General features: G+C 64.1%; 11 protein-coding genes. 4 read left to right on the top strand and 7 right to left on the bottom strand.

Going from position 1 to position 16,899, the window contains the following annotated elements:
- Positions 1-62: 62 nt before the first annotated feature.
- The 6 genes from ACEW8N_RS10340 to ACEW8N_RS10365 all read right to left on the bottom strand — a co-directional run bounded on the left by ACEW8N_RS10340 (position 63) and on the right by ACEW8N_RS10365 (position 7,149).
- Positions 63-1,709, bottom strand: a complete 1,647-nt coding sequence (locus ACEW8N_RS10340; protein WP_373499738.1) for an ABC transporter substrate-binding protein — start codon at positions 1,707-1,709, stop codon at positions 63-65.
- Between the two features lie 124 nt (positions 1,710-1,833).
- Entirely contained in the window at positions 1,834-2,718 is an 885-nt protein-coding gene (locus ACEW8N_RS10345; RefSeq protein ID WP_373499739.1) for an ABC transporter permease, read from the bottom strand.
- 136 nt (positions 2,719-2,854) lie between these two features.
- Positions 2,855-3,808 (bottom strand): ABC transporter permease, encoded by a 954-nt coding sequence (locus ACEW8N_RS10350; RefSeq protein WP_373499740.1) that lies wholly within the window; start codon positions 3,806-3,808, stop codon positions 2,855-2,857.
- Positions 3,809-3,861: 53 nt separating this feature from the next.
- Entirely contained in the window at positions 3,862-4,827 is a 966-nt protein-coding gene (locus tag ACEW8N_RS10355; protein ID WP_373499741.1) for an ABC transporter ATP-binding protein, read from the bottom strand.
- A 29-nt stretch (positions 4,828-4,856) separates the two neighbouring features.
- Positions 4,857-5,843: an ABC transporter ATP-binding protein gene (locus ACEW8N_RS10360; RefSeq protein ID WP_373499742.1), complete on the bottom strand. Its 987-nt coding sequence runs from the start codon at positions 5,841-5,843 to the stop codon at positions 4,857-4,859.
- Between the two features lies 1 nt (position 5,844).
- Entirely contained in the window at positions 5,845-7,149 is a 1,305-nt protein-coding gene (locus ACEW8N_RS10365) for an NAD(P)/FAD-dependent oxidoreductase (RefSeq protein ID WP_373499743.1), read from the bottom strand.
- A gap of 375 nt (positions 7,150-7,524) precedes the next feature.
- Here ACEW8N_RS10365 and ACEW8N_RS10370 point away from each other — a divergent pair, with 375 nt between their 5' ends.
- Positions 7,525-9,039 carry a trimethylamine methyltransferase family protein gene (locus ACEW8N_RS10370; protein WP_373499744.1) on the top strand — a complete coding sequence of 505 codons (1,515 nt, stop codon included), beginning with the start codon at positions 7,525-7,527 and terminating at the stop codon, positions 9,037-9,039.
- Positions 9,040-9,162: 123 nt separating this feature from the next.
- Here ACEW8N_RS10370 and ACEW8N_RS10375 read toward each other — a convergent pair whose 3' ends face one another.
- Positions 9,163-9,564 carry a TraR/DksA family transcriptional regulator gene (locus ACEW8N_RS10375; RefSeq protein WP_373499745.1) on the bottom strand — a complete coding sequence of 134 codons (402 nt, stop codon included), beginning with the start codon at positions 9,562-9,564 and terminating at the stop codon, positions 9,163-9,165.
- 267 nt (positions 9,565-9,831) lie between these two features.
- Here ACEW8N_RS10375 and ACEW8N_RS10380 point away from each other — a divergent pair, with 267 nt between their 5' ends.
- The 3 genes from ACEW8N_RS10380 to ACEW8N_RS10390 all read left to right on the top strand — a co-directional run.
- The gene (locus ACEW8N_RS10380; protein ID WP_373499746.1) at positions 9,832-10,692 is read left to right on the top strand and encodes a YitT family protein; all 861 of its coding nucleotides are present in this window, start codon (positions 9,832-9,834) and stop codon (positions 10,690-10,692) included.
- A 59-nt stretch (positions 10,693-10,751) separates the two neighbouring features.
- A complete protein-coding gene (gene recC, locus ACEW8N_RS10385; protein ID WP_373499747.1) occupies positions 10,752-14,006 on the top strand; it encodes an exodeoxyribonuclease V subunit gamma in 3,255 nt (1,084 codons plus the stop codon).
- Between the two features lie 4 nt (positions 14,007-14,010).
- Positions 14,011-16,899 (top strand): UvrD-helicase domain-containing protein (locus ACEW8N_RS10390; RefSeq protein WP_373499748.1); only part of this gene is annotated, 2,889 nt, incomplete at its 3' end.

Genomic DNA, 16,899 nt, shown 5'->3' on the forward strand with positions numbered 1-16,899 from the left:
TGACAAACGCCCGCCGCAGATGCGACAGGCGTTTTTTTGCTTCAAGATACCCGGAAAGGGGCTCAGGCCCAGGACCAGTTCTGGATGTTCCAGGTGATGTCGGTTGTGTAGGGATTGATCTCGTAGCCGTTCAGGTCGCTCTTCTTGCCGTACATGAACATGTAGGCGAAGATCGGCGCGAAGGGGACGTCCTCCAGGAGGATGGACTGGATCTGATCATAGACGGCCTTGCGTTTTGTCATGTCTGAAATCAGGACCCCCTCATCCAGGAGCTTGTCGAGCGCGGGGTTCTCATACTGGACATAGTTGGACCCCGTGCCGCTCTTTACGGGGATTTGCTTGGAATGGCACCGGGCGGTGTAGTCGGGGTCCATCCCCACCGTCGGCTCCCAGCCCACCATCAGGGTGTCGAACTGGCTCTTGGTGGTGTATTCTCCCCACACCACCGAGGCGGGCATGTTCTTGATCTCCATGGCCACGCCGATCTCCTTCCAGCCGGCCTGGATCATGGCCTCGGCCTGCTCCCGGGCCTTGGAGCCGGCCGTCGTCGACATGGAGAATTGGAGCTTCACGCCGCTTTTCTCCCGGATGCCGTCCGCCCCCTTCTTCCAGCCGGCGGCATCGAGCATCTCCGCGGCCTTCCCGGGATTGTAGCCCGGATCCTTGAGGGCTGAATTATAGGCCCAGTGGGTCGGGTGAAGGTAGGAGAGGGTCCGGGGCGGCAGGCCGTAATAAATGTCCTGGATCCACCGGCTGCTGTCGATGGACAGGTAGAGGGCCTGGCGGACCATCTTGTCCTGGAACTGGGGCTTGCCGCAGTTGAAATAGATGAATTCGACCCAGGGCGCGGGGGTTTCGAGGGCGTTCCGGCCGGGCAACAAACGGGATTCGTCGAACCTTTCGGGCGGCACGCCGTGGAGGCCGAACACATCGATCTCGCCGGTTTTGAACTGGGTGTAGGCCACGGTCTGGTCCGGGACGAACTTGTGGATCACCGTTTCGATGGCCGGCGCGCCCCGATGGTAGGCGGGATTCGCCTTGTAGACCATGTGGCTGCCGGCGACCCGCTGGACGAGCATGTAGGGACCCGTGCCGACAGGCTGGGTGTTGAAGGCGGCCGTGTTGATGTCCTTCTCCTTGGAGAGGATGTGGGCCGGGACGACGTGCATCTTCTGCCAGGCCCAGGCAAAGGGGACGAAGGGCTTGGAGAGGATGATCTCGACATTCCGGTCATCGACGATCTTGAACTCTGAAATCAGGTCGAATCCGGAGCGGGAGCGGATGGCCACGTCGGGATTGACGATGGTCTTGTAGGTGAACTCCACGTCCCTGGCTGAAAACGGCGTGCCGTCGTGCCATTTCACGTCCGGTTTCAGTTCGATCTTCCAGACCATGCCGTCCGGGGAGATGCCGCCGTTCTCCAGCGTGGGGACCTTGACGGCCAGGTTCGGGATGAATTCGCCCTTTCCGTTGATGTCCCAGAGGGCGTCGAACACGCAGGCCTCGGGCACCTCCTCGGTCCCCGAGTTGACATACAGGAGCGGGTTGAAATTGACCGGCTCCTGGGTCATGCCCACGACCACGCTGTTTTTCGCGGCCCACGCCTTCTTCGGGAGCATGCCGACGGCCGATCCGGACAGAACGGCGCCGGCGGTGACCATGCCGGTGGTCTTGATGAAATCTCTGCGGGTAATCCTCTTTGGGTCCATGTCTTCTCCTTCTCTTCGGGTGTTCGGGTTGATGGTGAAGATTCCGTTTACGAAACCTTCCGGCAAGCGACTTGTACGTTGCCATCAATTGTTCAGGGCAGCGGACGGCATCCGCCCTCCGGGATCACATCCTCAATCTCGGGTCCAGGGCGTCCCTCAGGCCGTCGCCCAGGAAGTTGAAGCTCATCACCGTCAGGGTGATCATGGCGCCGGGCAGGATCGCCAGCCAGGGCGCCAGGTCGAAATAGGCCTGGGCATTGGTGAGCATGTTGCCCCAACTGGCCAGGGGCGGCTGGATGCCGTACCCGAGAAAGCTGATATAGGACTCCATGAGCACCGCGTTGGCCACGTTCAGGGTGGCCGAGACCATGACCGGCGCCAGGGCGTTGGGCAGCAGCTCCCGGAACATGATGCGGGTCTCCGAGGCGCCCAGGGCGAAGGCCGCCTGAATGAAATCCTGCTCCTTGATGTACTGGATCTGGGACCGGATGATCCGGGCCACCTCCATCCACGAGGTCAGGCCGATGATGAGGGCGATGGAGATCACCGTGGGCGTGACGAAGGCCGCCAGAACCAGCAGCAGGAAGACCTGGGGGAAGCAGAGCATGGTGTCGGTGAACCGCATCAGGAGGTTATCGATCCGGCCGCCGTAAAAGCCCGAGACCAGCCCGACCGCGAGACCCGTGAATATGGTGGCCAGCATGGCGGCAATCCCCACCACCAGGCTGATGCGCCCGCCGTGAAAGAGCCGGCTCAGCATGTCCCGGCCCATCTCGTCCGTCCCCAGGACGAAGGAGGGGTTTTCGAAGGGCGGAATGAACCGCCGCTGCGTATCCAGCGCCAGGGGGTCGTGGGGGGAGATGATGTCGGCCGCAAGCGCCGTGAGGAGGATGGCGATGACGACGCACAGCCCGGTGACGGCCAGACGATGGCGGGAGAACCGCCTGACGATCCGCCGCATCTGGGTTTCATAGTATCCCGACGCGGGGTTCGGCGGAAGCTGACACACGGCGCTTCCCCCGTCCGAAGGCGCCGCCGGGTTCGATGCTGCGGGTGGTATGCGATGATGGCTGTCCATGGGTCCAGTCTGGGTTGATGCAATCGGGTTCAATTCGTTCCTTCCGGCCGGGTCCGTCCCGCCGGAATCAAGCCATCCGGATGCGCGGATCAATCCACGCATTGATCACGTCCGCCAGGAGATTGCCGACAATGACCGTCATGGCGGTGATCATGACCATCCCCATCAATATGGGATATTCCTTCATAGTCAGGGCGTCCACGAACAGGCGCCCCATGCCGGGCCACCCGAAGATGGTCTCGGTGACCAGCGCCCCGGAAAAGAGCCACGGAAGCTGCACCCCGGCCAGCGCGACCAGGGGCGCCACGGCGTTGGGAAAGGCGTGGCGGAACAGGATCCGCGCCCCGCCCAGGCCCTTGGACCGGGCCGTACGGATGTAATCCTGGTGGATCACCTCCAGGAAGCTGGACCGGGTATAGCGGCTCCACTGGGCCACCAGCACCAGGGCCAGCACCACGGTGGGCAGGACGAGATGGATCGCAAGGTCCAGGATGTCCTCCTCGCCGCCCAGGGTGTACATGCCGCCGGACGGCAGCCAGCCCAGCTTGAGGGAAAAGATGAAGATCGCCATCAGGCCGAACCAGAAGGTCGGGAAGGACAGGGCGATCATGGCGCCGGTGGTGGCCAGGTAATCAAAGACCGAGTATCGCCTGACCGCGCCCAGGACGCCGATGAGCATGCCGACAAGCACTGCGAGCGACATGCCCGACCCCATGAGCAGGAAGGTCGCCGGGATCCGCTCCAGGATCACGTCCAGGACCGGCCGGCCTCCGAAAAAGGTGTTGCCCCAGTTCCCGGTGAACATGCCGTATGCCCATTTCAGGTACTGGATATGGATGGGCTGATCCAGCCCGAAGACGTGCTTGATCCGCTCGATGTCCTGGGCCGTGATGGTCGGGTTGAGGGTGTAGACGGCAAGCGGGCCTCCGGGCGCCAGGTGCATCATGAAGAACCCGATCATCGAGACCCCGATCAGGAGCGGTATGGCCTGCAAAAAACGTTTAACAACATAGTGAAACACGGTTGATCTCCCGGGTGAATGACGGCCGCGCAGGCGGCGTCACGCCGCCCGATTCAGTATAGGTGGCACGCAACAGCATGGTCCGCCGAAACGGCCCTCAATGCCGGTTCGGCGGTATCGCACGGACCGAACCGCCGGGGGCACCGCGGGTGGAACCGGCACCCCGGGGGCGGCCGGACCGGCGAAGGGACATCCCCCTTGAGGGCCATCCGCCGACGCTTCCGGCTCGGGTCCGGCACGGGCACGGCCGCGAGCAGGGCCGCCGTGTAGGGATGAAGCGGATTTTTGTAGAGCCCCCGGCTTTCGGCGGTCTCGACGATCTTCCCCAGGTACATGACGGCGATGGTGTCGGCGATGTGGCGGATCACGGAGAGATCGTGGGCGATCATGACGTAGGTCAGCCCCAGGGCCTCCTGGAGGTCCTCCAGGAGGTTGAGGATCTGGGCCTGGATCGAGACGTCCAGCGCCGACACCGGCTCGTCCCCCACGATCAGCCGGGGGCTTACGGCAAGGGCGCGGGCGATGCCGATCCGCTGCCGCTGGCCGCCCGAGAATTCATGGGGATACCGCCGCATGGATGCCGCCGGAAGCCCGACCTGCCGCAGGAGCTGGGCGATCCGGTCCTCCTTCTCGCTCGCTTCGGCCAGGCGGTGGATCTCCAGAGGGGCGGCAATGATGGCGCCCACGGTCTGCCGGGGGTTCAGGGAGGAGAAGGGGTCCTGGAAAATGATCTGCATCTCCCGCCGGAAACGCTTCATCCGGCGGCGGCTTAAACCGGTGATGTCCTCCCCGGCGTAGCGGATGGTGCCGCCGGTGGGCTCGATGAGCTTGAGGATGGTCTTCCCGGCCGTGGTTTTGCCGCAGCCGCTTTCGCCCACCAGCCCCATCGTCTCCCCTTTCACGACCCGGAGGCTGACGCCGTCCACGGCGTGCACCCGTCCCACCTCCCGGGAGAAGATCCCCCGGCGGATGGGAAAGTATTTCACCAGATCCGTGACTTCGAGCAGGGCCTCGGCCATCTTCTCATCTTCTCTTTTCGGTTGTCGGTTCACGCCTGGTTCTGGGCCACCCAGCAGCAGGCCAGATGACCTTCGCCGTCAACCGGCTCCAGTTCGGGGCGCTCCGCGAGGCAGCGCTCGACGCGCACGGGGCACCGGTCGTAGAAAGCACATCCCGGCGGCAGGAAGCAGAGGTTCGGCACCCGGCCCGGGATCTCCTTCAGGCGCCGGGGCCGGGCGTCTTCGTCGAGCCTCGGGATGCACTGGAGGAGCCCCTGGGTGTAAGGATGGCGAGGATCGTCGAAGATGCGCCGGACACCGGATTTTTCGACGATGCGCCCGGCATACATCACGGCCACCCGGTCGGCGGCTTCGGCGATCACCCCGAGGTCATGGGTGATGAGCAGGATGCTCGTGCCCAGCTCGTCCTGGAGGTCGATCATCAGGTCAAGGATTTGGGCCTGGATGGTCACGTCCAGGGCCGTGGTCGGCTCGTCGGCGATGAGCATCCGGGGGTTGCAGGCCAGGGCCAGGGCGATCATGATCCGCTGGCGCATTCCGCCGGAGAGCTGGTGGGGGTACTCGTCCGCCCGCCTTCGGGGCGAGGGGATCCCCACCCGGTTGAGAAGTTCGACGCTCCGGTCCCGGGCCTCGGCCGTCGTCATCATTTGGTGGGTCAAGAGGACCTCCGCGATCTGAAACCCCACGGAGATGACGGGATTCAGGGAGGTCATGGGCTCCTGGAAGATCATGGAGATGCTCCGGCCCCGGATCCGGCGCATCTCCTTCTCTTCGGCCCGGATGAGGTCCCGCCCCTCGAAGAGGATCTGGCCCCCGTGGTACTCGGCCGGGGGCACGTCCAGCAGTTTCAGGATCGCAAGGGACGAGACCGTCTTACCGCAGCCGCTCTCCCCCACCAGGCCCAGGGTCTCCCCGGGAAATATCTGATAGGAGACCTGGTCGACGGCCCGGGCCGTCCCTTCCCTCACATGGAAATGAATCGTGAGGTCCCGGACATCCAGGAGCGGTGCGTCCATGTCAGCCGATGACCGAAAAGCTGGAATCGGGGTTGATCGTCCTGAGGCGGCTGAAAAAACCGATATTGCAGGTCCGGCCGGTGTGCTTCATGGTGAAGGTCACCGGCGTCCGGTCATGATCCCGGCCGGCCTCGACCTTCTCGATCAGCTCCGACATCAGCACCCCGACGACCGGGGCGTTCTTGTACTGGTTGCCCGAGGTGCCCACGGCCATGTAAAATCCCGGCAGGTCGGACACGTCGTAGACGGGGATCCAGTCATCGGTGACGTCGTAAAGATCCACCACCCCCTGGGGCTGGTTGGGGATGGGCAGCCGGTCGATGCGCTGGGCCTCCCGCAAGGCCTGGGTGGTCCACTGCCGGGTGAAGTCCCGGTTGTAATCCTCCGGATCGACCCACTCCCGTTCGTCGCACTCGGGGTCCTCACTCCCGATGAGGACATTGTTGCCGAGTTCGGGGCGGGAATAGCAGGCGATGTCTCCGTCGGAGATGATGGGCATGGTCGTCTCGTAGTCAAAGCCGTCGGGGGACGGCACGTGGCAGACCTCCTGGCGCAGGGCGCGGGTTCTGATCTTCATGCCCTCCTCCACGCCGGCCATGCGGTTGAGGATATAGGAATGGGGACCGGCCACGTTCACGACGACGGGCGCATGGATTTCGGTTCCGTCCGCGAGGCGGACGCCCGCGGCCCGGCCGTCTTTTTTCAGGATCGCCGCCACCTCGGCATGGTAGCGGAATTCGGCGCCCACGGCCTCCGCCGCCGCCTGAACGTTGTGGGTCGAAAGCTGGGGATCGGTGACATAGCCCGATTCGGGCACGTAGATGGCGCCCGCGACGGCCGGTCCCGCGGGTTTGCCGAATTCCGGATCATCCAGGGATCTGGCCGGAAAGTAGCAACGGGTGTTGAGCAGGGGAAACCGCGCCCGGATGGCGTCCACATCCAGCTCTTCATACCGGACGCCCAGGTCGTCCAGGCTCGCCATGACGTTCCTGAGATTTTTGTTGAGGGGGGTTTTCATCACCAGGCAGCCGGTGTTGACGTACCGCGCCATCCCCGTCTCGTCCCGGACGCCCAGATACCCCTCCCAGTCGATCCAGTAATAATACCCCTCCCGGGCCATGGCCACCCCGTCGGGCGTCGAGTAATGCAGCCGGACAATGGCGCAGGACCCCGAGGTCGAACCGTGCCCGGCGCCGGCCAGTTTGTCGACGTTCAGGGTTTTCAGGCCTTTCTTGGCCAGCTCAAATGCGGTGCAGCACCCGATGATACCCGATCCGATAATGACGGCGTCATATGTTTTTCCCATCCACATGCTCCTTAGATGACGTGCTGTTTCAACAAAATTGGTTTGTTCTTCCCGCCGCGGCAGGCACACCCCACCCGCAGATCCGGCATCGGCGCCGCCGGGGTTCATTCTTGAAAACGCTGCACAGGTTTCATACAGCGGGGTCCCGGCCATGGAACGATCGGCCGGATACAGCGTCCGGACAGAATCGGCTCCTGCGGCATCGCACCCTCGATCCGCGGGATGACGCAGGAGGCGCCATGGGGCTTGCTGGGACTAAATAGGCCTTGATCCAACCACTTTTTTGACCCATAACCAGTCTATACAGCTTTTGTCAAGGTGTTTTAAATGCCGCGTCCCCAGGCAAAAGGCTTGCCGTTGGCGCACCGAACGGATATGAACACCAGATCGATAACCGGAACGGGATCAACCACAGGAACCACAGGGAGGGATGACATGGCGATTCAAACCAATACCACCATCAAAGGCACACCCCGCTTCAACCTGCTCCGCAGGGACCAGATCCACGAACTCGTGCGGGCCGCGTTCGAGATCATGGGAAAGGTGGGCTTCAAGGTGCTTCACCCGGGGGCCCGGGAGATGCTCAAAAAGGCGGGCGCCGTCGTAAAGGAGGATCGGGTCAAGGTGCCCGAATTCATCGTCACCGGCTGCCTGTCCACGGCGCCGAAGGGATGGACGCTCTACAACCGCAACGGGGAGCGCACCCTCGAGGTGACCGGCCGCAACAGCTACTTCGGCACTTCGACGGCGAGCCCCAACACCAAGGACGCCCTTACGGGGGAATACCATCCGACCACCGTGGCGGATCTCGCCCGGTCCGCCAGAATCGCCGACGCCCTCGAAAACATCGACTGGGTCATGCCCATGGGCTCCTGTCAGGACGTGCCCGCCAACGCGGCCGACCTCCACGAATTCCACGCCACGGCCACCAACACCGTCAAGCCCATCGTCTTTCTCAACTACACCCCCCGGGGGACCGAGCTGGTGTATGAAATGGCCGCGGAAATCGCCGGCGGCATGGACGCGCTGCGGGAAAAACCCTTTCTCGTGCTCTACCCCGAGTCCATCTCCCCCATGGTTTTCCCGGAGGAGGTCGTGGCGCGGATGTTCGTGGCGGCGGACCTGTTCATGCCCCAGATGATGGGCCCCACCATCCAGCCCGGCGCCACCGGCCCCGTCACCATCGCCGGCGGGGTGGCACAGGCCCTGGCCGAATCCCTCATGGGGCTCGTCATCTGCCAGCTGAGGCGGCCGGGGACCCCCGTGGGGCTGGGGTGCAATTTCGGCATCCTCGACATGCGCCGGGGCCTGATGTGCATCTCCGCGCCCGAAACCAGCCTGGGCCTGGCGCTCCAGGCGGAGGTGGCCCAGTATTTCGGCCTGCCCACCTGGGGGCTGGCCGGATCCACGGACGCCAAGGTCCTGGACGCCCAGGCCGGGGCCGAGGCGGCGTTCCACCTCCTGGCCCAGAGTCAGGCCGGCCTCAACCTCATTCACGACGTGGGGTACATGGACATGGGCATGGCCTGCGCGGTGGAGATGCTCGTCCTGGGCGACGAGGTCATCGGGATGGTCAAACGCTTCCTCAGGGGCGTGGAGATCAGCGCCGAAACCCTGGCCATGGAGGTCATCGCCAAGGTTGGGCCGGGGGGCAACTACCTTCAGGAAATGCACACCTGCAAGAATTTCCGCAGCGAGCTGTGGCAGCCGGGGGTATTTACTCGGGAATCCTACGGCAACTGGGTCGGCGGCGGCTCAAAGGATACGGCTCAGAGGGTCCGTGAAAAAATCGTCCACATCCTGGATACCCACCAGGCCCCGGCCCTCCCCGACAAAACGGCACAGGCCCTGCAGGGGATCATCACCAGAGGGGAAAAAGAGCTTGGGTGAGATTTCTCCTTCCCCCTGTCCACCCCGAGCCGGATGGCGCACCCTGAGCGCTCATCCGGCCGATCTTATCCGGCCGGGCGGAAAGTTGCCGGGAGCCCTCCCGCGCATCGCCGCGCCCCGGCTTCAGGCCATATGCCGTTCCGCAATCTCCTGAGCATCCAGGGACAGGCTGGCATGGGGCACGATCTCAAGCCGCCGCAAACCGATTTCGTCTCCGGTCATTCGACAATACCCGTAGGTCCCGTCATCGATCCGCGCAAGCGCCGCCGTGAGCTGTTCGATCGTCCGGCGGTAATGGCGGCAGGCCCTCAGTTTCATCTCCCAGAGGGTCTCCAGATCGGATCTGTCGATGATGTCCGTTTCCCTGGTTTCACGCTCCCGGATCTCATGAAGCGTCTCTCTGATCTTGTCATGGATCCGGGCCTGCATGTCGAGAAGCTTCTGTCTGAAATACCTGAGCTGCCTTGCATTCATGTAAGGCTCATCATCAATGGGCCGGTAGTCGGCATCCCCAAAATACGCCATTTCATCCTCCCTTCAGCATACGGAAAAAAATTTCGGGTCTGTGTGGGCGGGTCAACAGGCCCAGCGGCCTGATTTTACGGGAGAGGTTATAACTGTTGATTGTTAGGGAATGATGAAAATACCGTTAAACGATGATCATGCCCCGAAAAACCTTCGGCCGCGGGAAAAGCGCAGACGACATCGCTGTCTGGAGGTCTATGCCCACCGCCCGGGGCTCTTGGCGCGAATATCTTGGTTTACCCTCCAAGTTATGGTAGGATCGCCGTCATGATGAATCTGAAAAAATACACTTATGCCCCCTGGTGGAACATCCTGCTCATCACCCTGGGGTCGATCCTCTTCTCCCTGGGGGCCAAGGCCATCGTTGTCCACCACAATTTCATCACCGGCGGCATCTACGGCGTCGGCCTGCTCATCTATTACAAAACGAAATGGCTCTCGCCGGGCTTCTGGTATCTTCTGTTCAACCTCCCCCTGTTTGCCGTCGGGTGGTTCTTTGTCAGCAGGCGCTTCTTTCTCTACAGCCTCTATTCGGTGGCGGTCATCACGGTGTCGTCGGAACTGATCCACCTCAATTTCGGCATCCATGAACAGATCTACGCGGCCATCGCCGGCGGACTCATCTGCGGCACGGGAAGCGGCATCATCCTCCGCTCCCTGGGCTCCGGCGGCGGCCTGGACATCATCGGCGTCATCCTGAACCAGAAATTCAATCTGGGCATCGGCAAATTCTACCTGATGTTCAACATCGCCCTGTTCAGCTTCGTGATCACCTACTACAATGCGGATATCTTCATTGCCTCCATCATTCTGGTCTTCATCACCTCCCTCTCGCTGGAGCACATGCTGGCCCTGTTCAACCAGCGGAAGGTGATCTTCATCGTGAGCGACAGGAACGAAGAGATTTCCAATGTCATCGTCCACGAACTCCACCAGGGGGCGACCTTCCTCAAGGGCCGGGGGGTCTACAGCGGCAGGGACAAACTGCTTCTCATGGCCATCACCAACAACATCCAGATGCGGCGCATCGAGGAGGCGGTCTTCAACATCGATCCCAAGGCGCTTTTCATCGTGGAGAACAGCTTCAACGTCATCGGCTCCAGTTTCGGCGAACGCAAGACGTATTGAAAGGAGCCGGCCATTCCCGTCCCGATGACCCGCGACCTTGACCTGCTCCTCGGGGTGCCGTGAAGCGCTTCCGCCTGTTTGCCGGCAACCGCCTCGAAACCCTGGCGGCGGACCTTGCGGACACCCTCCGCCGCCCGCTGTCCCATCCCCTGGCGCCCGAGATCGTCGTCGTCCAGAGCGCCGGCATGGCGCGCTGGATCTCCATGGCCCTGGCCCGCCGCCACGGCATCTGCGCCAACATGGCCTTTCCGTTTCCCAATGACTTCATCGATTCGGATGTTTTCCGGTCGGATGCCTTCCGGGCCGTCCTGACCGATCTCCCCGAGCAGTCCCCGTTTGACCGCCCGGTGATGGCCTGGACCCTCATGGCCGTCCTCCCCGCCTGCCTGGAAAACCCGGAATTCGCCCCCCTGAGGCGCTACCTCGACGGCGGCGACACGGACCTCCGGCTTTTTCAAATCGCCCAGCGCATCGCCGACCTCTTCGACCAGTACCTGACCTTCCGCCCGGAATGGATCCTCGATTGGGAGGCCGGCCGCGGCGACGGATGGCAGCCGGCCCTCTGGCGGAAAATCGCAGGCGGCCGGAGTGCCCGGCACCGCGCGGCCCTGGGCAGGTCTCTCACGGCGGTGCTGGCCCAGGCCCCCCTTTCGGCGGCGTCCCTGCCCGAGCGGATATCCGTCTTCGGCATATCGAGCCTGCCCCGCTTTCACATGGAGATCCTGGACGCCCTCTCCCGGCATGTAGAGGTGAACCTGTTTCTCATGAATCCCTGCGCCGATTTCTGGGGAGACACGCTTTCCCGGGGGGAGCTGCGGCGGGTCGTCCGGAAAGCACGGGAGCGCTCCGTGGCCGAGGCGGACCTCCACCTCCGCGGCCAGAACACCCTCCTGGCCTCCCTGGGCATCCTGGGTCGGGATTTCTTCGACATGATCACGGAATTCGACCCGGAGGTCGTCGACACCTATCAGGACCCCGGCCGGGAAACCCTCCTTTCCGCCATCCAGTCCGACATCCTGAACCGGATCGACCGGCCCTCGGAGGGGTTCCCCCGGCTTCCCCTGGATCCGGAGGACCGTTCCCTCTCGGTTCATGCCTGCCACAGCCCCATGCGGGAGGCGGAGGTTCTCTTCGACCATCTCCTGGACCTCTTTGCGGCCGATGCCACCCTCCGGCCCGGCGACATCCTGATCATGGCGCCGGACATCGAGGCCTACGCCCCCTACATCCAGGCCGTCTTCGACCGCCCCGCGGGCGATCCGAAGCATATCCCCTACAGCATCGCCGACCGCGGCATCCGCGGCGAAAGCCGCCTCATCGAGGCCTTCATGGGCCTCCTCGACCTGGCCGACGGACGCCTGGGGGCCCCCCAGGTGACGGCGCTGCTCGAAACCCCCTGGGTCCGCCGGAAATTCGGCATAGCTGAGGCGGACACAGGCCGGATCCACCGGTGGATCCGGGATGTCCGCATCCGCTGGGGCATCGACGGCACGAGCCGGGCCGCACTGGGGCTGCCCGACATCGCGGATCACACCTGGCGGGCGGGCCTCGACCGCCTTCTCATGGGATACGCCATGGCCGGCCGCGGCTGCCGGACCTTCGACGGCATCCTTCCCCATGATCCCATGGAGGGCTCGGAAACCGATGCCCTGGGAGGGCTCCTCGAATTCACGGACCGCCTCTTCTCCCATGTGGAGAATCTCTCGATCCCGAGGACACCCGCGGCGTGGGCCGGTTTCCTCACCGGCGTCGTCGACGCTTTTTTCGAGATCGACGCCGCTTCCGAAAAGGATGTCGAGATCATCTCGGATGCCGTGGCCGAGCTGGCCGAAACGGCGGACCGTGCCGGCTTCGACCGGACCGTGGACCTCCGCGTGATCCAGGCCTGCCTGGACGCCCGGCTCGGGCGGGACGTCTTCGGGTTCGGCTTCATCACCGGCGGCGTGACCTTCTGCGCCATGCTGCCCATGCGGAGCATCCCCTTTCGGGTCATCGGCCTTCTCGGGATGAATTCCGCCGACTATCCCCGGAACACCCGGACCCCGGGCTTTGACCTCATGGCCGCCCGCCCCCGTCCGGGAGACCGCTCCCGAAGAAAGGACGACCGCTACCTCTTCCTGGAAGCCCTCCTGTCGGCCCGGGAAAAGCTCTATATCAGCCATGTGGGGCAGAGCATCCGCGACAATTCCCCGATCCCGCCTTCGGTTCTGGTGAGCGAACTCCTGGACGCCGTCGAGCGGGGATTCACCCTTCCCGGCGGCGGGCGCATCGAGGGCCGCCTCGTGACCCATCACCGGCTCCAGGCCTTCAGCCCGGCCTATTTCAGCGGCGCGGCCGGGCCGCTGTTCAGCTATTCCGAAGAAAACCTTGAGATCGCCCGGCGGCTTGCCGACGGGCCCGCGGACCCGCCCCCTTTCATATCAGCGGGACTTCCCGAACCGGACGCCTCCTGGAAAACCGTCGAGCTGGAGCGCCTCTGCCGTTTTTTCGGCAACCCCCACAAATATCTTCTGAATCACCGGCTGGGGGTCTACCTGGATGAAAAGGAGCTCTCCATCGAGGAAAAGGAGCCCTTCGGGATCGCCGGGCTGGAGGGGTATCTGCTGGCCGAAAACCTGGTCGAAAACCGCTTGTCCGGCCGGGCGCCGGGGGCTTTGTTTTCCCTGAAACGAAGCGCCGGGGACCTGCCCCACGGACGGGTGGGCGAAGCCCTGTACGAGTCGATTTCCGCCGGTGCGGAGGTTTTTTTCGGAAAGATCTCGCCCCTGGTCGGTCCGCCGGCCGCACCCCCCGTGGAGATGGGCCTCCGGATCGGAGAATTTACCCTGACCGGACGGATCGCCAACCTCCATGGAGACCACCGGGTTCAGTACCGGTGCACCCAGATCAAGGCAGGGGATCAGGTGAACGCGTGGATCCGCCACCTGGCCCTGAATGCGGCGGAAGGCCCCCATCCCCGGCGGTCGGTGATCGCCGGAACGGACAGGGTGTGGGAATTCTCACCCATCGAAGAGGCCCCGGCGCATCTCGCCCGGCTTCTGGCTCTCTACCGGGAAGGGCTCCAGCGTCCGCTGCCGTTCTTTCCCCGGTCGTCCCTGGCCTTTGCCGAACAGCGCATGGACCCGGAGAAGCCTGTGGAGGCCGCCCTCAGGGCCGCATGGAAGGAATGGCTCGGTTACAAGGACAAGGGGGAGGGCGAGGACAGCTACCGCAGGCGGTGCACCGGCGGGGGCGACCCCTTTGACGGCCCCTTCCAGGAGACGGCCCTTTCGGTATTCACCCCCCTGCTCCGCCACCGCCGGAAGATCGGATAGCCCCATGAAGAGAAACGAGGCCCTTGACATCGGCCCGCCCCCCTTCGACCTGATGGAGAGCCCCCTCACCGGAACCGCCCTCATCGAGGCCGGGGCCGGCACGGGAAAAACCTACGCGATCACGGGCATCGTCCTCAGGCTCATCATTGAAAAGGGGATCGCCCTCAGTCGGATCCTCGTGGTCACCTTCACCGAGGCCGCCACCGAGGAGTTGAAAAGCCGGATCCGAGGCCGGTTGAAGGAGGCCCTTCTCGCGCTGCGGGGGGAGGCGGCGGGGGACGATTTTCTCCGGCGGCTGGCCGAAAGATGCCGCGGCCTCTCGCCGTCGGCGCCGGAAGCGGCGGTTCAGGCCCTCACCGACGCCCTCCGGGACTTTGATGAAGCGGCCATTTTCACCATCCACGGGTTCTGCAACCGGATGCTGCGGGAAAACGCCTTTGAGAGCGGGACGCTCTTCGACACCGAACTGACGGCCGACCAGGACCGCGTCACGCGGGCCGTCGTCGAGGACTACTGGCGCACCCGGATGTATACGGCCGATCCCGTCTTCGTCCGGTATGCCCTGGCCGAAAAAACCGGACCCGAGGAACTTTTCCAGCTCCTGGCGCGCCGCCTCTCCCAGCCGGAGGTCGCCGTCATCCCGGTGCTGGAGGCGCCCGATACCCAAGCCGCCGAGGCGGATTTCAAAGAGGCCTATGCGTCGCTCCAGAAATGCTGGACCGCAAGCAGAAACGAGGTCAGGGAGATCCTCCTGAACGACCCGGGCCTGAAACGGAACATCTATAAGCCCCAGAGCATTCTGCTCTGGCTCGATCTCATGGACATCTACCTGAGCCGGGACATTCCCCATCCCGTTCTGCCCGATAAATTCGAAAATTTCACGCCGGAGGCGCTGAAACAAAAGACGAAGAACGCCTTCCCCCCCCCCGGCCACCCGTGCTTTGATCTGTGCGGAGATCTCCAGCGCAGGCACACCACCCTCATGGACCTCTACGCCCGGAAGCTCATCCACCTCAAACGGGAGCTTTTCCCATACGCCAGGGACCAGATCCGGCGCCGGATGCGGGAGAGCAACATCCAGTCCTTCGACGACCTCCTCGTCAATATGAGCGACGCCCTCAAGGCCCCCGGCGGCGGACTCCTGGCCGAGAGCATCCGGGGCCGCTACCAGGCCGCCCTCATCGACGAATTCCAGGACACGGACCCGGTTCAGTACCACATCTTCCAGACCCTCTTTGACGCCCCCGGGCACCTCCTGTTTCTGATCGGCGACCCCAAGCAGGCCATCTACAGCTTCCGCGGCGCCGACATCTTCACCTACATGGACGCCGCGGAAAAAGCCTCCGCCCGCTACACCCTGCTCACCAACTGGCGCTCGGACCCCGACCTGATCACCGCGGTCAACACCATTTTCGGCGCGCGCCCCCGGCCCTTCGTCTACGCGGAGATCCCCTTCGGCCCCGCCAGGGCACCCGATCCGAAGCCCCAGGCTCCCGGTCTTGCCGTCGACGGCGAAAGCCCTGCGCCCTTCACCATCTGGCGCCTGGGCCGAGCCTTAAAAGGCGACACCGAAACAGCCCTCATCCGGGCCACGGCGGCCGAGATCTCCCGGCTTCTCGATCTGGGCCGGAAGGGGCGGGCCACCCTCGGCGGGAGCCCGCTCCGGCCCGGCGACATTGCCGTGCTGGTCCGGACGAACCGCCAGGCGGCGGAGGTCCAGACGGCCCTGACCGCCCTTTCCATCCCTGCGGTCATCGGCAACACCGGCGACATCTTCGACACCCATGAAGCCGCTGAGACGGCGCGGGTCCTGGCGGCCCTGGCCGAGCCCCGGAACGACAGGCGGATCCGCGCGGCCCTGGCCTCGGACTTGATGGGGACAGGCGGTGAAGCCCTGGCCTGTGCCGCCCTGGACGAGGCCGAATGGGATGCCCTGCTGGCCCAGATGGCCAATTATCACCGCCTCTGGCAGGAGCGCGGCTTCATCCGGATGTTCAAGGCGTTTCTCGCCGGAGAAACCGTTCTCCCCCGCCTCATGTCGCTTCCCGGCGGAGAGCGTCGGTGCACCAACATCCTCCACCTCTCCGAACTGCTCCATCAGGCAAGCACCGCCCGGAACATGACCCCGTCGCGGCTCCTCCAATGGCTTTCCGAACAGCGGTTCCAGGCCGACCGGCGGCCGGAGGAGCATCCGCTCCGGCTGGAAAGCGATGAAAACGCCGTCAGGCTGGTGACAATCCACAAGAGCAAGGGCCTCGAATATCCGGTGGTCTTCTGCCCCATCCCCTGGGCCAAGTCCCGCGTGGAAAATACAGAGGGCGGCATCCCCTTCCATGACGAGGTGAGCCGCCGCCCGACCGTCGACCTGGGGTCGGAGAATATGGCGCGGCACAAAGCCCTCGCGGAAAAGGAGGCCCTGGCGGAGAACCTCCGGCTGCTCTATGTGGCCGTGACCCGAGCAAAACAGATGTGCGCCATGCCATGGGGGCTCGTCAACGGCATGGAATCCTCGGCGCAGGCCTATCTTTTCCACGGCCGGGAGGTGGCTGCGGACGAGGCCGACCTGCTCGGGGCACTGGAGGGACGCGTCAAGGGGATGAGCGATGAGGACTGCGCGGCGGATCTCGACGCTCTGGCGGGCCGATCCGGCGGCACCGTCCAGGTCCGGCCGGTGCCAGAGGAGGGCGGGGTGAAATTTTCTCCCCGTGAAGAAAAGACGGCGGCCCTGGACGCCCGCAGGTTTACCGGACGAATTCCCCATGATTTCAGCATTTCGAGCTTCACGTCCATCCTCTCGGGGGCCCCCGGCGGAACGGGCGGCATTCACGACCCCGCGGAGCTGGCCGACCATGATGCACCCGCCGCCGCAGCCGCCGGGGAGGAGGAGGCGCCC

This window comes from Desulfococcus sp., assembly GCF_041737845.1.
GTDB lineage: Bacteria > Desulfobacterota > Desulfobacteria > Desulfobacterales > Desulfococcaceae > Desulfococcus.